This window comes from Gordonia alkanivorans, from assembly GCF_004011905.1.
GTDB lineage: Bacteria > Actinomycetota > Actinomycetes > Mycobacteriales > Mycobacteriaceae > Gordonia > Gordonia alkanivorans.
In genome coordinates, this window is record NZ_CP027114.1 from 2,525,687 (window position 1) to 2,545,328 (window position 19,642).

A 19,642-nucleotide genomic window follows, 5' to 3' on the forward strand; every position below is an offset into this window, starting at 1 on the left:
ATGGGCGTGCACCGTCCGCCGAACCCGAGAAGATATCGAGTGCAGCCATGAGCAACAGCCCAGCCCAGCCGCTTACTCTTGCCGAGAAGGTCTGGCGCGACCACGTTGTCGTGCCCGGTGAAGCAGATGCGTCCGGAACCAGGAACCCGGACCTGATCTACATCGACCTCCATCTCGTGCACGAGGTCACCAGTCCGCAGGCCTTCGACGGCCTCCGGTTGGCGGGACGTCCCGTGCGGCGTCTCGACCTGACGATCGCGACCGAGGACCACAACGTCCCGACGATCGACATCGACAAGCCGATCGCCGACCCGGTGTCGCGCACCCAGGTCGACACCCTCCGCAAGAACTGCGAGGAGTTCGGTGTCCGGCTACACCCGATGGGTGATGTCGAGCAGGGCATCGTGCATGTCGTCGGCCCGCAGCTGGGTCTGACGCAGCCCGGCATGACCGTGGTGTGCGGTGACAGCCACACGGCCACCCACGGCGCCTTCGGATCGATCGCGATGGGTATCGGCACCAGTGAGGTGGAGCACGTCCTCGCCACGCAGACGCTTTCGCTGCGTCCGTTCAAGACGATGGCGATCAACGTCGACGGCGAGCTGCCGCCCGGCGTCACGGCCAAGGACCTCATCCTGGCGATCATCGCCAGGATCGGCACCGGCGGTGGGCAGGGATACGTCCTCGAGTACCGCGGCGAGGCGATCCGCAAGCTGTCGATGGAAGCCCGGATGACCGTGTGCAACATGTCGATCGAGGCCGGCGCCCGCGCCGGGATGATCGCCCCCGACGAGATCACCTACGAGTTCCTCAAGGGTCGTCCGCACGCCCCGAAGGGTGCCGAATGGGATGCGGCTGTTGCCTACTGGGACAGCCTGCGCACCGACGACGACGCCGTCTTCGACGCCGAGGTCCACATCGACGCCACCGAGCTGACCCCGTTCGTCACCTGGGGAACCAACCCGGGCCAGGGCGCCCCGCTGGGATCGACCGTTCCGAACCCCGCAGAGTTCGGTGACGAGGTCGCGTCGAGCGCCGCTGCGAAGGCGCTCGAGTACATGGACCTGAAACCCGGTACGCCGTTGCGTGACATCAAGGTCGACACCGTCTTCGTCGGATCGTGCACCAACGGTCGCATCGAGGATCTGCGCGCGGTCGCCGACGTGCTCAAGGGGCGCAAGCTCGCCGACGGCATGCGGATGCTCATCGTGCCCGGCTCGATGCGGGTCCGCGCCCAGGCCGAGGAAGAGGGTCTCGGGGAGATCTTCCTGAACGCCGGCGCCGAGTGGCGTCAGGCCGGTTGCTCGATGTGTCTGGGAATGAACCCGGATCAGCTCGCGCCCGGCGAGCGTTGCGCGTCGACGTCGAACCGCAATTTCGAAGGGCGGCAGGGCAAGGGCGGACGGACCCACCTGGTGTCCCCGGCTGTCGCGGCCGCGACCGCGATCCGCGGGACGCTGTCCGCTCCGGCCGATCTCGGTTGAGTAACCCCCAGACCACATTCCAGACAACTTCCGAACAGGGGCTTTGAAAAATGCAGCCGTTCACCGAACACACGGGCATTGGCGTCCCGCTGCGCCGCAGCAACGTCGACACCGACCAGATCATCCCGGCCGAGTACCTGAAGCGCTTGACCCGCACGGGCTTTGAGGACGGTCTGTTCGCCGGGTGGCGCACCGATCCGGACTTCATCCTCAACAACGAGCCGTGGAGCAACGGCTCGGTGCTCGTCGCCGGTCCGGACTTCGGCACCGGTTCCTCGCGCGAGCACGCGGTGTGGGCGCTGTCCGATTTCGGGTTCCGCGTGGTGATCTCGTCTCGTTTCGCCGACATCTTCCGCGGGAACGCCGGTAAGGCCGGGCTCGTCGCTGCCCAGGTCGAGCAGTCCGACGTCGAATTGCTGTGGAAGCGACTCGAAGAGAGTCCCGGGATGGAAATCACGGTGAGCCTTGTCGATAAGACCGTCACCGCCGGAGACCTCGTGGTGCCGTTGGCAATTGATGACTACACGCGGTGGCGCCTGATGGAGGGTCTCGACGACATCGGATTGACGTTGCGCCAGGTAGACGCGATTTCCGAGTACGAATCGAAGCGCCCGTCGTTCAAACCGAGGACTCTCGCGGACTGACCGGAGACCCTTGTCGGCCGCGCGAACGGCCGGGTCCCGCCGAAGCGGAGACCTTGTGAGCTGACATGCGATTTCGCAACACGGCGTCTTAATTGGCGTGGAAGATGGACGTTTTCAAATTCGACGTTTACCGTGTGTTGGTAGCTGGCCGAAAATCGGTCAGATCAGCTTGCGGAGGTACTCATGAACAAGGCGGAGCTCATCGATGAGCTGACCAAGAAGCTCGACGCGGATCGCAAGACTGCGACTGAAGCCGTCGAGCTCGTCGTCGACACGATCGTTCGCGCGGTCCACAAGGGCGAGAGCGTGACGATCACCGGCTTCGGTGTTTTCGAGAAGCGGAAGCGCGCGCCGCGCGTGGCTCGCAACCCGCGCACGGGCGAGACCGTGAAGGTCCGTGCTACTTCGGTTCCCGCGTTCCGTCCGGGCGCTCAGTTCAAGGCCGTCGTGGCCGGCAAGCAGAAGCTTGCCGCCAGCGGTCCGGCTGTGAAGCGCGGCAGCGGCACCACCACCACGGCGGCCAAGAAGGCGGCCCCGGCGAAGAAGACCGCGGCAAAGAAGGCCACCCCGGCCAAGAAGACCGCGGCCAAGAAGGCGCCGGCCAAGACCACGGCAGCGAAGAAGACCACCGCGGCCAAGAAGGCTGCGCCGGCGAAGAAGACGACCGCAGCAAAGAAGACGACGACCGCGGCGAAGAAGACCACCGCGGCCAAGAAGGCTGCGCCGGCGAAGAAGACCGCGGCAAAGAAGGCTCCGGCCAAGAAGACTGCGGCCAAGAAGGCTCCGGCCAAGAAGTCGACGCGTCGCTGAAAACCGGCCCGGTAGGGCAAACCTCTCAGATCAACCCCTGGTGACTTCCCCGCCAGGGGTTGATCTGTGTCCGGGGGTGCTCAGCCCGGGGGCAGTGGACTCGCGATGTGATCGGCCGCCACGAGCCGGCCGTCGAAAAGAGAGCAGACCCATACGCTGCCCTTGCGGTTCGACGCCTTCGGCAGCGTGATCCCGTCCTGCTCGGCCCACCATTCCATGAGCGGCGGGATCACCTTGCCCTGGCTGCACACCGCCAGGGTGTCCGGCATCTCGGACGCCAGCTCCCGGATCCGGCGTTGTGCCGCCGCCGGATCCGCGCGGTAGACCTCTTCGGAGAGATCCGGCTCGCTCCGCGCCTCGACCTCGAGGCGGTCCCGCAGCGGCTCGAGCGTCTGCTCGCAGCGCACCCGATCCGCGGCGTGAACCCGACGGGCGCCGAAGGCCAGCAGAAGGGGGACGAGCGCCGCCGACTGCGTGCGTCCGAGCGCGTCGAGCGGACGGAGGCGGTCGTCGCCCTTGTACTGAGAGCGCCGACCGGCCTTGGCGTGGCGCACCAACAACAGGGTGTGCAGATCGGCCGGCAGCCGCGTGAACTCGCTCAGGATCTCGCGATCCAACTCGTGGCTCAGTGTCTCGCGCGCCTTCTCGACCGTGAGCCAGCGCAATTCGTCGACCTCGTCGTCCGGGGTGAACGCAGCGTCGCCACCGCGCGCCGACCAGTAGCGCACGTGTTTGCGACCTGCCTCGACGTCGTAGTGGACATCGCCCAGGTGCCGTCCGAGGACGACGTGTTGTCCGGTCTCCTCGGCGATCTCGCGAACCGCGGTGTCGACGAGGGTCTCGCCCGATTCACCCTTGCCCTTCGGGATCGTCCAGTCGTCGTAGCGCGGCCGGTGGACGACGGCGATCTCCACGTCCTCCGTCGCCGTCGAGCCCGACGTCCCCGGACGCCAGACCACGGCGCCCGCGGCCCACACATCCTTCGGCGGGTTCTTACTCATCGGTGATCACCGTCGGGACGGGGCGCCGAGATCGGCCGGTCACGAAATGGTCTCCGGCCGACGACGATTGCGGCGCATCATCTGCCGCTGGTGATCGCGGACCTCTTCGCCGGCGGCGGGTGAGGCCACCCAGCTACCGTCGGTCTGCAGGACCCAGCAACGGGTGCGGAGGTCGAGGGCCGAGTCGAAGATGTCGCCGAGCTCGCCGGCAAGACGCTTGTCGCGTACGTTCACCATCACCTCGACGCGGCGGTCGAGATTGCGGTGCATCATGTCGGCGCTGCCGATCCAATACTCGTTCTGGGCACCGAAATGCAGGATTCGCGAGTGCTCGAGGAATTGACCGAGGATGGACCGGACGTTGATGTTGTCGCTGACACCTTCCATCCCCGGGCGCAGTGCGCTGATGCCGCGGACCACCACGTCGACCGGAACCCCGTTCTGGGACGCGCGATACAGCGCGTCGATCACCTGCTCGTCGACCAGCGCGTTGGCCTTCAGCTGCACGCGGGCACGATCGTCGCCCGCGCGGAACAGTTCGATCTCGCGGTGGATTCGCTCGATGATGCCCGCCCGGATGCCCTGCGGGGCAACGAGGATGTTCCGGTACTCCTTCTTGCGTGAGTATCCGGTCAGCGTGTTGAACAGGTCGGTCAGGTCCGCGCCGATGTCGGGGGCGGCCGTCAGCAGGCCCACGTCCTCGTACAACCGCGCGGTCTTCGGGTTGTAGTTGCCGGTGCCGATGTGGCAGTAGCGCTTGATCGTCGAGCCCTCACGCCGCACCACGAGACACGTCTTGCAGTGCGTCTTGAGTCCCACGAGTCCGTAGACGACGTGCACTCCCGCCTGCTCGAGTTGCCGGGCCCACTTGATGTTGGCCTGCTCGTCGAAGCGGGCCTTGATCTCCACCAGCGCCACGACCTGCTTGCCTGCCTCGGCGGCGTCGATGAGCGCGTTGACGATCGGGGAGTCACCCGAGGTGCGGTACAGCGTCTGCTTGATCGCGAGGACCTGAGGGTCGGCCGCGGCCTGTTCGATGAAGCGCTGCACGCTCGTCGAGAACGAATCGTAAGGGTGGTGCACGAGGACATCACCCTCGCGCAGCGTGGAGAAGACGCTCTTGGGCGTCTCCCGTTCGCCGAACGCCGGGTGCGTGCCCGGCACGAACGGGCGGTCCTTCAGATGCGGCCGATCGAGGTCGTAGAGCTCGAAAAGCGAAGACAGATCGAGCAGACCGGGCACCTGGATGACGTCGGCCGGGTTCACGTCGAGTTCGCGCAGCAACAGTTCGAGCATGTGCTCGCTCATGTCGTCGGCCACCTCGAGTCGGACCGGCGAGCCGAACCGGCGTCGGGCGAGTTCCCGCTCGAGCGCCTGCAGGAGATCCTCGTCGCGATCTTCCTCTACCTCGAAGTCGGCGTTGCGGGTGATCCGGAAGGCGTGATGCTCAACGACTTCCATGCCAGGGAACAGGTTGCCCAGGTTGGCGGCGATGAGGTGCTCCATGGGGAGGTACACCGCCTGTTTGGGGCGCCCGTCGTCGGCGCCGCGGTACGGCACCAGCTGATCGACCCGGATGAAGCGGTTCACATTGTCGGGGACCTTCACTCGCGCGAAATGCTCGCCGCTCTCGTTGATGTCTTTGACGGTCACCGCGAGGTTCAGCGACAGGCCGCTGATGTACGGGAACGGGTGAGCCGGGTCGACGGCCAGCGGCGTCAGGACGGGGAAGACCTCGTCCTGGAAGTAATCGACCATGCGGGCGCGTTGTTCGTCGGTCAGCTGCGACCAGGAGACGACATAGATGTCGTTGGCGGCCAACGCCGGCCGGACCGAGTCGAGGAAGACGCGGGCATGGCGGTCGGCGATGCTCTGCGTGCGGCCGGCGATGCGCATCAGCTGCTCGCGCGGGGACAACCCGTCGGCGGACCGGACCGACAGACCCGTCTCGTCGCGACGCTTCAGGCCGGCGACCCGGACCATGAAGAACTCGTCGAGGTTGGAGGCGAAGATGGCGAGGAACTTCGCCCGCTCGAGGAGCGGCAGCGAAGTGTCCTCGGCGAGGGCCAGCACACGGGAGTTGAAGTCGAGCCAACTCAATTCGCGGTTCAGGTACCGGTCCTCGGGCAGGTCCGCGGACTCGTCGGGGACGAGGGTTGCGGCCGGCGGTGCATTGGGGATCGGCGTGGTCGTGACCGTTGCGGTGGTCGTTGAGGTGTCGTCGGCAGGGCTCACCCGTCAATCATGGCTCAAACTCACCGCGCTTGGGATGGGTCGGAGGCCGGAACCTCACCGTCGGCGGCACGATGTCCGAATCGGCACGGTGCGACAGGCGAAGTCGCGCACCCTCAGACGTGGCGCGGACCGATCGTCACAGACGACGCAGAGCGTCGGCGGTGTGGGGGCCGAGGCCGAGTGCGCGTGCGGCGTCGAGATCGGTTGCGGTGTCGACGTCCGTACGCAGATCGGTCCACCGCGTGTGCGCGGGGTCGAGTTCGACGGCGCCGGCGGCTCGGTGCGCAGCCGCCGATCCCGGGCCGAAACGCGGTGCGTCGTCGAGCGCGCCGGGGTCGTCGGGGGTGAAGGTGCCGTGCAGCAGAACGGTGCCGGTCCCGTCGCGGTCGGTGAGGAAGCTGAGTCGGTGGGCCGGCGCCTCCTGCAGAACCTCGCGCATCGAGTCGCTGGTGGCAGCGGGCAGATCGGCCTGGACGAACACGACCCGCGTCGAATCCGGCCACGTCTCCCGCGCCCACCGTGCACCGTGACCGAAGGCGACGTTGAGTCCCGGGCCTGCGGGCGGGGAGACCACCTCGGGCAGCCCATGGGTACCGGCGCGTTGCGCGGCGGCGAGCACGTCGTCGTCGGGACTGACGACCACCACCCTCGAGACGCCGGCACCGCGCAGCGCCTCGACCGTGTCGAGGAACATCGCCAGGACCAGCCAGCCGCGGGTCGTCGGATCGTCGTGGCCGAAGGCCGACGCCAGCGTGGCCGCCAGCCTCGACTTCGCGCGATGCAGACTCTTGACCGCCAGCACGGCCGCGACCGTCGCCCCGCCGGCCGCGGGGCTCCCCGAGGCGGCGCTGAGGTCGACGCTCATGTCGACGGCGCTGTGGTCCATGCTGACCATCATGGTCCACCACGGGACCGTGGGTGACATTCCGGGTCGGTCAGAAGTGGACTGGCATTAGGGTGGGCAGGTAGTCGTTCGGTCCGGTGAAACGGACACGGGGCAGGAGGAGTGCGGTGCGCGCGGCGGTCATGGGTGCTGGTTCCTGGGGTACGGCGGTGGCGAAGGTTCTCGTCGACGCGGGGACCGAGACGGTCATCTGGGCTCGACGCCCGGAACTGGCCGATGCGATCAACTCCGAACACGTCAATCCGAACTATCTGTCGGACATCACGCTGCCCGGAGAACTCACTGCGACCAGCGACCCGGTGGCGGCCCTGAGCGGCGCCGACATCGTTGTCTGCGGGGTGCCGTCGCAGTCACTGCGGGAGAATCTCAAGCAGTGGACTCCGCACATCGGCTCCGATGCGTCGCTGGTGTCGCTCGCCAAAGGCATCGAGACCAGCACGCTGCTGCGGATGAGCGAGGTCATCGCCGAGGTCACCGGAGTGGCCGACGACCGGATCGCGGTGCTCACCGGACCCAACCTCGCGCACGAGGTCGCCGAAGGGCAGCCCGCGGCGACCGTGATCGCCTGCACCGACGAATCACGCGCGGTCACCCTGCAGAGTGCTTTCAGCACGCGCTATTTCCGCCCCTACACCAACACCGACGTCATCGGATGCGAGATCGGCGGCTCGGCGAAGAACGTGATCGCCCTCGCGTGCGGTATCGCCAGCGGCGTCGGATTCGGCCAGAACACGCTCGCCACGATCATCACCCGCGGTCTCGCCGAGACCATCCGCCTGGGCGTTGCCGTCGGCGCAGAGATCGAGACCCTCGCCGGACTCGCGGGTGTGGGCGACCTGGTCGCAACCTGCTCGTCCCCGCTGTCGCGGAACCGGAGCTTCGGTGCGCGGCTGGGCGAAGGGGCGACGATGGCCGAGGCGCAGGCGGCCACCAACGGGCAGGTCGCGGAGGGCGTGAAGTCGTGTTCGTCGGTACGCGCGCTCGCCGAGAAGCATCAGGTCCCGATGCCGCTCACGGACGCGGTGCACAAGGTGTGCCACGACGGGCAGTCGGTCGCCGACGCCATCAACTCACTGCTCGGCCGCAGTGCCAAGCCGGAGATCTACCGGGACTGAGCCCGGCGGAGCCGACCCGCGGAATCCGGCGGCAGGTCAGCCGAAGTCGAGTGGGCCGCGTTCGAGTGTCTGGTCGATGAAACCCGAGATGTCGGTGATCGGACCGTTCCCGGCATTCGACGGAACCCACAGCGCGACGTAGGGACGGTGGTCGACGCATACGTAGGCCTGGCCGGAGCCGTCGACGGTGTCGGTGATGAACCACTGCACACCGGCCTGGCCCGCGGCGTGGATCTCCTGGAGGTTGCTCGTCGGGGACAGTTCCGCCGGCCGGGTCACACCGCAGCGGAGCGTCAGATCGTCGCCGGACCCCTCCGCGGGCCAGGTCGCGCGGTCCCCGGAGATCTCCTTGCTGCCGAATCCCTCGAACGTCTGCGGCACCGCCTCGAGCAGTCGCGTGCAGTCCGCTGATGCGCTGCCGTCCGCGGCATAGGACTCGACGGGGTTCACCGTGTCGGGTCGCAGCGCGGCGAACGCGATGAATCCCGCGATCACCATGATGGGGATGGCGACGAGGGTCGCGATGAGCGCAGGACTCAGCCGGGAGTCGGTGCCGTAGCGCTCGTCGGCGACGGGGTCCTCGGTGGCCGCGGCGTCGTCACCACGGGCCGGGTCACCGGCGACCGGGTCGTCCGCCCTGTCGTCCACGGGATCCTGCGGGGTGTCATCCGAATCTGCTGACGTCACGCCACCACATTAGGAGCCGTGCACGTCTGCGCCGACGCCGGGACCGGGGAACCGTGACCCGCGGGTGTTGCCGACCACCGAGCAGGTCAGGGTGCGGGTGATCCCGTCGACCTTCTGGATCTGAGGAACCACATTCTCGGTGAGTTGCGTCGCATCGGCGGCATCCACCCGGACGATCACGTCATAGGGTCCGCTGACCTCTTCGGATGAGGCGACCCCCGAGATCTCGGCGATCGTCGCCGCCGCCAGGGCGGCTCTACCGACCTCGGTCTGGATCAGTATGTATGCCTGAACCACGGACATCCTCTCCGTTCGTGCCCCATCGCCGACACGGGCTGTCGAATCCGGCGGCAATGGGCGCTGCGCGGCGAACACCGTTCGCCGTGAGCCCAATACACTGTGGCACACATTGTCACCGACAAACCCGCTCGCGCGCGACTCAAAGCGGACCCGACGAGAGTGAGACCCGACAAGTGACCCCCGAGGAAGTCGGTACCAACGGCCCCGACAACGTCGGTATGGACAGGTCCGACAGCGGCGGCTCAGACGGCCCCGACTCCGTCGGTATGGACAGGTCCGACTCCGTCGGTATCGACAGGTCCGACTCCGTCCGTATCGACAGGTCCGACTCCGTCGGGGAGATCGGCGAGCGGGCGGTGATCGCCGCACTCACCGCGGCAGCGACCGCGGCCGGGCCCGTTGACGACATCGTGATCGGCTCGGGCGACGACGCGGCCGTCCTCGACATCGGCGGGTCGGCGGTCATCAGCACCGACACGGTGGTCGAGGGACGGCATTTCCGGTTCGACTGGTCGACGCCGCAGCAGATCGGGGCGCGGGCGGTGGTCCAGAGTTCGGCCGACGTCGCCGCGATGGGTGGTCGGACGACAGGGCTGGTGGTGTCCATCGCCTGCCCGGCTGCGACTCGAGTGGGCGTCATCCTCGACCTCAACGACGGTGTCGTCGGCGCCGCACATGCGCTGGGCGCACGAGTTCTCGGCGGGGACCTGGTGGCGGCGGAGCAGGTGGTCGTGAGCGTCACCGCGGTCGGGGCGCTCGAAGGTCGACGGCCGGTGTCGTTGGGCGGTGCCCGTCCTGGCGACGTGCTCGCCGTGAGCGGTCCCCTGGGTGCGAGCGCCGCCGGGCTCGCGGTGCTGTCGACGCCCGGCGTCGACGATGCGCAGTGGACGGAAGTGGTTGCTCTGCATCGTGTTCCGATGCCTGATCTGAGTCAGGGTCCCGTCGCGGCCGCTGCCGGAGCGCATGCGATGACCGACATCTCCGACGGTCTCGTCGAAGAACTGATCACCATGTCGCGGGCCGCGCAGGTGGCGATGGCCGTCGAGGTCGCCGCGGTGCCGCGACGACCCGATCTGGCCCGCCTGGCAACGGAACTCGGAGCGGAAGTGGACGAATGGGTTCTGACGGGTGGCGAGGATCACCACCTGCTCGCGGCCTTCGACGCCGCGTCCGTGCCCGACGGTTGGACCGTGATCGGGTCGGTCCGCGAGGCCACGTCGACGACCCCGGAGGTGTGGGTCGACGGCCGGCGCGTCGGCGGACCCGACGGACCGGACCTGCACGGGTGGCAGTCGTTCGCCGAGCCGCGCGGATGATGTGCCGAATCCGTACGGTTCCGCCACCGGAACCGCCGCGCTCCACGACACTGTGGACATGGACTCGCGATCCGATTCCGCCGGCGACTCATCGTCGTCGATCCTCCTCGCGACCGTCGTCAACCCGGCCGGACTGACGCTGGCGAAGACGGTCACCCCGGAACGCGTCCCGGTGTTCGCGTCGGTGGGGCTCGGCGCCAGTCCGTCGTGGCATGCCTTCGCGATCGACCAGACCGGAATCGCGTTCAGTGACGAGGTCGGGGTGGTGGGGGACCAGCGCATCCGGATCGATCTCGGCGCGCGGGTGGAGGTGGACCCGACGCTGAGCTGGGCGCCCGGCGAGTTCTTCGGCCTCGCCGGGGATCCGGTGCCGCAGTGCGCCCGTGGCACCCTGCGTCGCGTCGTCGCGGAACTGGCGGATGCCGGCCTGCACGCCATGGTCGGCCACGAACTCGAGTTCGTTCTCCTGGCTGCGGACGGATCGCCGCTGCCGTCCGCTCCGTGGACCCCGTATGGCGCGGTCGGGCTGCTGGAGTACGAGGAGTTCGTGCGGAACGTCCTCGTCTCGTGTCGTGCCGCGGGTATCACGGTCGAACAGCTGCATCCGGAGCATGCGCGTTGGCAGTTCGAGGTTTCTCTGGGGCCGGCGGACCCCATCACCGCCGCCGACCGGCTGGTACTCACGCGGCTCATCATCGGTCGCCTTGCCCGCAAACACGGTCTGCGCGCCGGCTTTTCCCCTAAACCCTTCGTCGACGAAGCCGGATGCGGTGCTCATCAACATGTCTCGTTACACCGTGGAGGTCGGCCCCTGTTCTCGGGCGGAACCGGCGTCGCCGGGATGACGCCAGACGGTGCCCACGCGGTCGCAGGCATCGTCGACGCGCTCCTCGAACTACAGGGTGTGCTGTGCGGATCGGTGGTGTCAGGCTTGCGCATGCTGCCCGGTCAGTGGGCCGGCGCGCACGTCTGTTGGGGGGTGGAGAACCGCGAAGCGGCGGTGCGCCTGGTCCGTGCGGACTCGGCAGACGCGAGTGCCGCTGATGCCCGGCGAGATACATCGGACGTCAGGGGACGGGGTGCCAACGTCGAGGTGAAGATCGCCGACCCGTCGGCGAACGTCTACTTCGCCACCGCCGCCATCCTGGGCGCGGCGGCGGCCGGAATCGAGCGGAAGGCCACCCTGCCGCCCGAGGTCGGCGTCGACCCGCGCACCCGTGCAGCCGGGGAACGAACACTGCTCTCCACCGATCAGAGCGAGGTTGTCGACCGGATGGACGTGTCGCCGCTGCTGCGCGGGATCCTGGGCGACCCGGCGGTCGATGCGCTCGTGGCGGTCCGCCGGTACGAGGTCACCCACATCCCCGATCACACCCCCGAAGCACTCACCGAACGGTTCCGGCTGGCCTGGAGCGTGTGACCGGCGCGGGCGGGCACGGACCGCTGTCCGTACGTGGCTAGAGTCTCCGTATGGCGATCTACGCACTCGACGACCGCGAGCCCGTTCTGGGCAACGACACCTATGTCCATCCCGATGCGGTGGTGATCGGAGCCGTCACTCTGGGCGACGGCGTCTCGGTATGGCCCGGGGCCGTCCTGCGCGGCGACTACGGCACCATCACCATCGGTGAGCGCAGCAACATCCAGGACGGCACGGTCATCCACTGCACGGTCTTCGAACCGACCGTGATCGGCGCCCGCTGCGTCGTCGGACACAACGCGCACATCGAGGGCGCGACCATCGGCGACGACTGCCTCATCGCCTCCGGCTCGGTGGTCCTCAACGGTTCGACGGTCGGCAACGGAGCGATCGTCGGAGCCGGCGCCGTCGTCCCGTTCAAGTTCGACGTGCCGCCGCGCCGCATGGCGCTCGGCGTGCCCGCCCGCCTGCGCGAGAACTACGAGGTCCCCGACGGACACACCGACCTCAACAGCGACATGTACTTCCAGAACGCCCAGTACTACCGCAAGTCGCTGCGGCGACTCGACTGACACGAATGACCGCACCGATGGGACCGATGGGGAGACCGGAGTGACCGCACCGACCAAACCGCTCGCCGAGATCATCGACCCCGGCTGGGCCGAGGCCCTCGCCCCGGTCGAGCCGATCATCACCGAGATGGGCCAGTTCCTGCGCAACGAGATCGCCGAGGGACGCCGCTATCTGCCCGCCGGGCAACACATCCTGCGGGCGTTCACCCGGCCGATCGACGACGTGCGCGTGCTCATCGTCGGGCAGGACCCGTACCCGACTCCGGGACATGCTGTCGGACTGAGCTTCTCCGTGGCCCCCGACGTACGTCCGATCCCGCGGTCGCTGGCCAACATCTACACCGAGTACTGCTCGGATCTCGGATATCCGATGCCGAGCAACGGCGACCTCACCCCGTGGGCGGACAACGGAGTGTTGTTGCTGAACCGCGTCCTGACGGTCGCGCCGGGGGAGCCCGCGTCTCATCGCAAGAAGGGCTGGGAGACGGTCACCGAATGCGCGATCAAGGCACTCGTCGACCGCGACGAACCGCTCGTCGCGATCCTGTGGGGCAAGGACGCCGCCTCGCTGCAGGAGTGGTTGCCGGACGTCCCGACCATCGTCTCCGCACACCCGTCACCGCTGTCCGCATCGCGCGGCTTCTTCGGGTCGCGCCCGTTCAGCCGGGCCAACGAAGAACTCGCCGACCTCGGCGCCGACCCGGTGGACTGGCGACTGCCCTGATCTGGGCTCCCCGAGGTGCGAGGAGCGATAGCGGTGAGCGTCGACGGGCCTGGTGAGAGCGACTCACCAGGCCCGTCGAGGCTCGCTTGCAGCGATGAGAGTCAGCGACTCTTGCCGAACTCCGGCGCGCGCTTGCCCACGAACGCGTCGACCCCTTCGATGCCTTCGGCCAGCCCCGACCGCTCGGAGATGGAGCGACCCTCGAGGGCGAGCTGCTCGATGAGCGAGTTCTCCGACGAGACCGAGAGCAGGTGCTTGGTGCCGGAGTCGGCGGAGCGCGGCCCGGCGGCGATCTTCTCGGCGTTGGCGCGCGCCACGGCCTCGACGTCCTCGTCGGCGACGACCTCGGAGAAGATGCCCCAGTTCAGCGCGTCGTCGGCGGAAAGAACCCGGTCGGTGAGGATGATCTGGCGGGCCCGGGCCGCGCCGACCGCACGGGGGAGGGTCCAGGTGAGTCCGCCGTCGGGGGTGAGGCCGATGCCGCGGTACGCGGGACGCAGCTTGGACGAGGTGCCGCCGATCGCGACGTCGGCGTGCAGGACCAGCGACATGCCGGCTCCGGCCGACCAGCCCTTCGCGGCGGCGACGACCGGGATATCGGCCTCGTACAGGGCCGTCACGAAGGCATGGAAGTTGTCGGCGATCAGGCGCAGGTAGGTGGGGCGATCGTCGGCGGCGGCGAAAGCGCGCACGTTGCCGCCTGCACAGAGGTTCTTGCCCGGACCGACGAGCAGCACCGCGCCCACGTCACGACGGCCACGTGCCACCTCGCGCAGCGCCTGGGTGCCGGCGGCGATCCCGCCGTCGTCGAGGGAGTTGCCCGCGCCCGCAGCCGATACCGCGATCGTCAGGACGCCGTTGGCCTCACTGACGAGAGCCGGGGCGTCGGGCTGGGTGGTGTCGGTGGCAGGGGATTGCGTGGAGGTCATGCGCGAAACATTATCCCGCGCACACCAAAGACCCGACGCCGGGGAGCTTGCGCTCGGTGGCATCGGGTCTTGTGCTCTCGGAACCCCAAGTCACCCGCATGCGGGTGAGGAGGAGATCAGACAGCTGCGGTCCTGCCGGCCTTCAGGCAGGAGGTGCAGACGTTCTTACGCTTGCGGTTGCCCGGGGCGACCTCGACGCGAACAGACTGGATGTTCGGGTTCCAGCGGCGGTTGGTACGGCGGTGCGAGTGAGACACCGACTTGCCGAAGCCCGGGCCCTTGCCGCAAATGTCGCAGACGGCAGCCATCGTCGAACTCCCTTGATAGATGAATATGGTCTCGTGGTCAGCCTTCCGGATCGGCACCACCGGAAGGTGTGCGCGTGGACCGAAAGGCAACCCTGCAAGGATAACCAGCTCGGGTGGGTGTGACCAAATCCGGGTCGGTGTGCCTCACCTCGTGGTGCGGACGTCCCCGGGTCGTCGGGGACGCCGAGTAATCTGACACACATCCTTCCGGCCAGTCCTGTCGGCCCGCGACCCAGCCCCGTCGTAAGCCCACGTCAGAGCGAGAAAGGGTCATCGCGTGATCGCCCGCACCATCAACCCGCAGCTGCTGCGCGACTGGGCTCGTGTCTGTGTCGACCGGCTCGAGGAGTCGCGGGGCGAGATCAACGACCTCAACGTGTTTCCGATCCCCGATTCGGACACGGGCAGCAACATGCTGTTCACCATGCGTGCTGCCGCGGAGGCCGCTGCTGCCGCGCCGGATGACGCGACGTTGCCGCAGGTCGCCCGTGCGATGGCCGACGGTGCGGTGGCACAGGCCCGCGGGAACTCGGGCATCATCCTGTCTCAGGTTCTCATCGGGATGGCCGACGGTGCGGAGATCCTCGGCGACACCGACTCCCTGACCTTCGGCGACCTGGCGTCGCTCGGCCTGCGCCTGGGATCGCTGGCAGCGACCCGTGCGGTCAGCGAACCTCGCGAGGGCACGGTGCTGACGCTGGTGCGGGTGGCCGCCGAGGCGGCCGCGGCGCATGAGAAGGAGACCGCCGCCGACATCGTCCGGGCCATCGCCGACGACTGCGCCGAGGCACTCGAACGCACACCGGAGCAGTTGTCGGTTCTGGCGTCCGCAGGCGTTGTCGACGCCGGCGGTCGCGGATTCCTCGTGATCGTCGATGCAATGGTCCAGGTGATCACCGGTGTCGCGAACCGTCGACGCCGCTATCGGGGCATCCTCACCGACAGTGCGACCCTCGGACACGGTGTCGACGACTCGTGCGTGGAGAGCAGCGATCAGGACTTCGAGGTCATGTACCTGCTCGACGGCGCGGCCGGGGACCAGATCGCCGGACTGCGCGAACGGCTGAACGAACTCGGCGACGCCGTGGTCATCGTCGGCGACAGTTCGAGCGGCGAGGGCGAGCGCTTCTCCGTTCACGTCCACACCTGCGAACCCGGTGCCGCGGTGGAGGCCGGCGCGGGACTGGGGCGACTGTCGGATGTTCGCATCAGCTGTTTCGCACTGGATGCCATTCGCGCACAAATCGATTCGAACGAGCCCCCGCCCCGGCACAAGCGTGCGGTGGTCGCGGTCACATCCGGTGAGGGTGCCGCTGACCTCTTCGCCGAGGCCGGGGCGACCGTCCTCCGTGCCGACGACGGGCTGACCGCACGCGCGTTGGGGCAGGCGATCCGCGACACCGACAGTGCGCATGTCGTCGTGATGGCCAACGGCGCGTTGAGCTCTCAGGATCTGGTCACTGTCACCACCGAGGTGCGTTCGACGCAGCGGTCGGTGCTGATGCTCCCGACGTCGTCGATGACCCAGTGTCTGGCCGCGCTCGCGGTGCACGACCCGAGCGAGATCCCGGATGTCGACGCCTACGCGATGGCCGAGGCCGCCGCCGGTGCGCGGTGGGGGTCGCTGCAACTCGCGACCACCAAGATGATGACGCTGGCCGGGATGTCGGACGTCGGCGATGTACTCGGACTGATCGGCGACGACGTCCTGGTGGTGGCGCCCGATCAGACCTCCGCGGGCACCGCGCTCATCGACCTGATGCTCGCGACCGGCGGTGAACTGGTGACGGTGCTCGCCGGAACCGACGTCGACGAGGACGCGCTCGAGGCCGTCGGCGAGCAGATGCGCCGCAGTCACCCCGGTATCGAGCTCGCGGTCTACCGGACCGGGCAGCGCAGCGATCTGCTGCAGGTGGGTGTCGAGTGAACGAACTCGCTCTGGCGGATTCGCTGTCCGACGTCCTCGGGTCCAAGCCGGCCGAGAAGCTCGCAGGACTCGGCGTGACAACGGTCGGGGAACTGCTGCGCTACACACCCCGTCGGTACATCCGGCGTGGTCTCGTGGCCGACCATCAGCGACCCGAGCCGGGGGAGTGGCTCACCATCGTCGGCCGGATCACCAAGTCCGACCTGATCCAGATGAAGAGTCGTCGCGGCCAGTTCCTCAAGGTCAAGGTCACCGACGACAACGAGGTCTACGAGGCGAGCTTCTTCAACCCGAAGTTCATCCGCCACCAGCTGCGCCCCGGGGCCCGGGTCATGATGGCCGGCACGGTCAAGTACTTCCGCGAGCAGATCCAGCTGTCGCATCCGGAGTGGATGATCCTGCCCGACGGTGATCCCGAGATCGAGGACCACGTCGTCGGCTCCAAGATGCTGACCGAGATGTACGCCGTCGAGGAGGAGATCGCCCGGGAAGAGGGTGCTCATCCGCTCGTTGCGATGTTCGACCGCGAGATCCTGCCGATGTACCCGGCGACCAAAGAGGTTCAGACCTGGGACATCCTGGGTGCGGTGCGCCGGGTTCTGGACCATTGCGCGCCGATCCCCGACGCGTTGACCGATGCGCAGCGTCGTGAGCGCGGGCTCGTCTCGACCGACGAGGCGATCCGCAAGATCCATCTGCCCGACTCCGAGGACGACGTGAAGGTCGCCTCGCATCGACTCAAATTCGATGAGGCGCTGGCGATCCAGACGGTGCTCGCACAACGACGCCTCGCGGGTCGCAGCGATTCGGCGCCGCCGTGCCCGCATGTGCCCGGCGGTCTCGAGGACAAGCTGCGCGAACGTCTTCCGTTCACGCTCACCGAGGGTCAGGTTGCGGTGGGAGAAGAACTCGCCGAGGATCTCGCGCTCGCGCAACCGATGTCGCGGTTGCTGCAGGGCGAGGTGGGTTCCGGTAAAACCCTCGTCTCGCTGCTCGCGATGCTGAGGGTCGTCGACAACGGATACCAGTGCGCGATCCTCGCACCCACCGAAGTGCTTGCCGCGCAGCATCACCGGACGATGAAGAAGATGCTCGGTGACCTCGCCGACGGGGGCGAGCTGACCGCGGCCGAGGGGGCGACCCGCATCGCCCTGCTGACCGGGTCGATGAAGACCAAGGGACGACGCGAGACACTGCTCGACGTGGTGACCGGTACCGCGGGCATCGTCATCGGTACCCATGCCCTGCTCGAGGAGAAGGTCGAGTTCTTCGACCTCGGCCTCGTCGTGATCGACGAACAGCACCGGTTCGGCGTCGAACAGCGTGATGTGTTGCGCAACAAGGGGCGTGATGGTCGAATCCCGCACTTCCTGGTGATGACCGCGACGCCGATCCCGCGCACCGTCGCGATGACCGCCTTCGGCGACCTCGAGACGTCTGTCCTGCGTGAGCTTCCCCGCGGACGTCAGCCCATCTCGACGTCGGTGGTGCCGATGGGCCGGCAGAACTGGGTCGACCGGGTGTGGTCGCGTGCCAACGAGGAGATCGATGCCGGCCGCCAGGTCTATGTCGTCTGCTCGCGCATCGGCGACGACGACTCACCAGAACCCGAACCCGGCCCCGACGGCGAGAAGGGGCCGAAGACCACGTCGGTGGTCGAGCAGTACGAGGCCCTCGTGGCCGGTCCGTTCGCGCATCGTCGGGTGGAGATGCTGCACGGCCGTCTGGCGCCGGAGGAGAAGGCGGCGATCATGGACGCGTTCGGCCGCGGCGAGGTCGATGTCCTGGTGTCCACCACCGTCATCGAGGTCGGTGTGGACGTGCCCAACGCGACCACGATGGTCATCGTGGACGCTGAGCGGTTCGGTGTAAGTCAGCTCCATCAGCTGCGGGGCCGCGTCGGTCGTGGGCAGCATGCGGGGCTATGTCTGCTGATGACCAACAGCAACGAGATCTCCCGGTCGATGCAGCGCCTGCGCGCGGTCGCCGGGTCGAACGACGGCTTCGAACTCGCCCGCGTCGACCTCGAGCAACGTCGCGAAGGTGACCTGCTCGGTTCGTTGCAGTCCGGTGTCAACACCTCGCTGCGGTTCCTGTCGCTTCTCGAGGACGTCGAGGTGATCGAAGACGCGCGCGGACTCGCGGAGGACGTCGTGAGCGAGGACATCACGCTGTTGCATCACCGGCCACTGGCCGATCTCGTCGACGGGATTCTGGTTCCGCAGAAAATCGCGTATCTCGACAAGTCCTGACCGGCGGTCGCTACCCGCTTGTGGAACCGTGCGGGACCGCATTACGTCAAAGTCCCATGGTCCTTCACGAGGCGACGTTCCGTTCGCCGACGCTGCGGCGGTTGCGTATGCGTCTGCGGTGGATCGGCCGGAACGGTTCGGCATCCGGGTCGTGGTCGGCGAGGCAGTGGTGGTTGCTGGTCTTCGCGGTGGTCACGGCGATCGTGGTCGCGGTGGGGTCGGGTGGCTTCGGTCCGCGCCCCGACACCGACCCGCGGGTGCGGGCCACGGCGCGAGAAGCACTGGCGCGCTTGGCGTCCATCCCCGTGTACGCGCAGCGTCCGGACCGCGACGACTACGACCGGAGGGCGTTCGGCTCGGCGTGGACGGATGCGGTGGCCGTGGCCGGCGGTGGCAACGGATGCGACACCCGCAACGACATCCTGGCCCGCGATCTGCAGGACATCCGGGCCGGACCGGTCCCGAGTTGCCCGAGAGCGGTTGTCGCCGGGGAGTTCCGGAGTCCGTACAGCGGCGAGTTCGTTGTGTTCCGTCGTGACCGTGGGGCGTCGACCGTGCAGATCGATCACATCGTGCCGCTGGCCTACGCCTGGGACATGGGCGCGTGGTCGTGGGAATTCGGCCGACGACTCGAGTTCGCGAACGATCCGGCCAACCTGGTCGCCGTCGACGGGGCGTCGAATCAGGACAAGAGTGACTCGGAACCGGCGCGCTGGATGCCGCCGGCGCGCGGGTTCTGGTGTCAGTACGCGATCCAGTTCGTGACCGTCAGCGTGACATACGGTTTGACGATCGACGTGGAGTCACGGGAGGTGCTCGCCGACGCGCTCAGTTGCGCCGGTTGACGTGATTCAGGCGGTTTCGCCACCGGATGCGTTGTGCAGCAGATTCAATCCCACGACGCCGACCAGGATGAGAAAGATGCACCCGAGACGGGCGAGTCCGGCGGGTTCGCGGAGGAACAGCATGCCGTAGAGGGCGGTTCGGCACGTCCGACACTCCTCACCAACCCGG

General features: G+C 67.8%; 18 protein-coding genes. 11 read left to right on the forward strand and 7 right to left on the reverse strand.

What is annotated here, in order from left to right; genetic code table 11:
* The first annotated feature begins 47 nt into the window (after nt 1-47).
* From leuC to C5O27_RS11395, 3 genes are all read left to right on the forward strand, one after another.
* On the forward strand, nt 48-1,484 hold the full coding sequence (leuC, locus tag C5O27_RS11385; RefSeq protein WP_127962741.1) for a 3-isopropylmalate dehydratase large subunit: 1,437 nt from the start codon (nt 48-50) through the stop codon (nt 1,482-1,484).
* Nucleotides 1,485-1,534: 50 nt separating this feature from the next.
* Nucleotides 1,535-2,128 (forward strand): 3-isopropylmalate dehydratase small subunit, encoded by a 594-nt coding sequence (leuD, locus tag C5O27_RS11390; RefSeq protein ID WP_127962742.1) that lies wholly within the window; start codon nt 1,535-1,537, stop codon nt 2,126-2,128.
* Between the two features lie 183 nt (nt 2,129-2,311).
* Nucleotides 2,312-2,938 carry an HU family DNA-binding protein gene (locus C5O27_RS11395; protein ID WP_006359371.1) on the forward strand — a complete coding sequence of 209 codons (627 nt, stop codon included), beginning with the start codon at nt 2,312-2,314 and terminating at the stop codon, nt 2,936-2,938.
* An 80-nt stretch (nt 2,939-3,018) separates the two neighbouring features.
* Here C5O27_RS11395 and C5O27_RS11400 read toward each other — a convergent pair whose 3' ends face one another.
* The 3 genes from C5O27_RS11400 to cofC all read right to left on the reverse strand — a co-directional run bounded on the left by C5O27_RS11400 (nt 3,019) and on the right by cofC (nt 7,060).
* Entirely contained in the window at nt 3,019-3,939 is a 921-nt protein-coding gene (locus tag C5O27_RS11400) for an NUDIX hydrolase (RefSeq protein WP_127962743.1), read from the reverse strand.
* A 39-nt stretch (nt 3,940-3,978) separates the two neighbouring features.
* Nucleotides 3,979-6,174, reverse strand: a complete 2,196-nt coding sequence (locus C5O27_RS11405; RefSeq protein ID WP_127962744.1) for an RNA degradosome polyphosphate kinase — start codon at nt 6,172-6,174, stop codon at nt 3,979-3,981.
* A gap of 136 nt (nt 6,175-6,310) precedes the next feature.
* Complete coding sequence (gene cofC, locus C5O27_RS11410; protein ID WP_006359368.1) at nt 6,311-7,060, reverse strand: 2-phospho-L-lactate guanylyltransferase; 750 nt, start codon at nt 7,058-7,060, stop codon at nt 6,311-6,313.
* A gap of 125 nt (nt 7,061-7,185) precedes the next feature.
* On the opposite strand from cofC, the gene C5O27_RS11415 reads away from it, so the two are divergent.
* A complete protein-coding gene (locus tag C5O27_RS11415) occupies nt 7,186-8,193 on the forward strand; it encodes an NAD(P)H-dependent glycerol-3-phosphate dehydrogenase (protein WP_006359367.1) in 1,008 nt (335 codons plus the stop codon).
* 36 nt (nt 8,194-8,229) lie between these two features.
* Here the strand turns inward: C5O27_RS11415 and C5O27_RS11420 are convergent, their stop codons facing one another.
* Both C5O27_RS11420 and C5O27_RS11425 read right to left on the reverse strand, forming a co-directional pair.
* Nucleotides 8,230-8,880 carry a DUF3515 domain-containing protein gene (locus C5O27_RS11420; protein WP_127962745.1) on the reverse strand — a complete coding sequence of 217 codons (651 nt, stop codon included), beginning with the start codon at nt 8,878-8,880 and terminating at the stop codon, nt 8,230-8,232.
* Between the two features lie 9 nt (nt 8,881-8,889).
* A complete protein-coding gene (locus C5O27_RS11425) occupies nt 8,890-9,183 on the reverse strand; it encodes an Lrp/AsnC ligand binding domain-containing protein (RefSeq protein WP_006359365.1) in 294 nt (97 codons plus the stop codon).
* Nucleotides 9,184-9,446: 263 nt separating this feature from the next.
* Between C5O27_RS11425 and C5O27_RS11430 the strand changes: the two genes are divergently transcribed.
* From C5O27_RS11430 to C5O27_RS11445, 4 genes are read left to right on the forward strand one after another with little or no spacing between them, the layout of a single operon-like run.
* The gene (locus C5O27_RS11430; protein ID WP_075862989.1) at nt 9,447-10,496 is read left to right on the forward strand and encodes a thiamine-phosphate kinase; all 1,050 of its coding nucleotides are present in this window, start codon (nt 9,447-9,449) and stop codon (nt 10,494-10,496) included.
* Nucleotides 10,497-10,554: 58 nt separating this feature from the next.
* Complete coding sequence (locus C5O27_RS11435; protein WP_127962746.1) at nt 10,555-11,916, forward strand: type I glutamate--ammonia ligase; 1,362 nt, start codon at nt 10,555-10,557, stop codon at nt 11,914-11,916.
* A gap of 50 nt (nt 11,917-11,966) precedes the next feature.
* Nucleotides 11,967-12,488, forward strand: coding sequence for a gamma carbonic anhydrase family protein (locus C5O27_RS11440; RefSeq protein ID WP_006359362.1), 522 nt, complete (start codon nt 11,967-11,969; stop codon nt 12,486-12,488).
* A 40-nt stretch (nt 12,489-12,528) separates the two neighbouring features.
* Nucleotides 12,529-13,212: a uracil-DNA glycosylase gene (locus C5O27_RS11445; RefSeq protein WP_006359361.1), complete on the forward strand. Its 684-nt coding sequence runs from the start codon at nt 12,529-12,531 to the stop codon at nt 13,210-13,212.
* Between the two features lie 101 nt (nt 13,213-13,313).
* Here the strand turns inward: C5O27_RS11445 and C5O27_RS11450 are convergent, their stop codons facing one another.
* Both C5O27_RS11450 and rpmB read right to left on the reverse strand, forming a co-directional pair.
* Nucleotides 13,314-14,141: an enoyl-CoA hydratase/isomerase family protein gene (locus tag C5O27_RS11450; RefSeq protein WP_127962747.1), complete on the reverse strand. Its 828-nt coding sequence runs from the start codon at nt 14,139-14,141 to the stop codon at nt 13,314-13,316.
* Nucleotides 14,142-14,257: 116 nt separating this feature from the next.
* Nucleotides 14,258-14,449, reverse strand: coding sequence for a 50S ribosomal protein L28 (rpmB, locus tag C5O27_RS11455; RefSeq protein ID WP_127962748.1), 192 nt, complete (start codon nt 14,447-14,449; stop codon nt 14,258-14,260).
* A 277-nt stretch (nt 14,450-14,726) separates the two neighbouring features.
* On the opposite strand from rpmB, the gene C5O27_RS11460 reads away from it, so the two are divergent.
* The 3 genes from C5O27_RS11460 to C5O27_RS11470 are packed head-to-tail and all read left to right on the forward strand — an operon-like array spanning nt 14,727 to nt 19,473.
* A complete protein-coding gene (locus tag C5O27_RS11460) occupies nt 14,727-16,376 on the forward strand; it encodes a DAK2 domain-containing protein (protein ID WP_127962749.1) in 1,650 nt (549 codons plus the stop codon).
* Nucleotides 16,373-18,628, forward strand: a complete 2,256-nt coding sequence (recG, locus tag C5O27_RS11465; RefSeq protein ID WP_127962750.1) for an ATP-dependent DNA helicase RecG — start codon at nt 16,373-16,375, stop codon at nt 18,626-18,628. The genes C5O27_RS11460 and recG overlap by 4 nt, the downstream gene beginning before the upstream one ends.
* A 56-nt stretch (nt 18,629-18,684) precedes the next feature.
* Nucleotides 18,685-19,473, forward strand: coding sequence for an HNH endonuclease family protein (locus C5O27_RS11470; RefSeq protein WP_127962751.1), 789 nt, complete (start codon nt 18,685-18,687; stop codon nt 19,471-19,473).
* Nucleotides 19,474-19,642 lie beyond the last annotated feature (169 nt).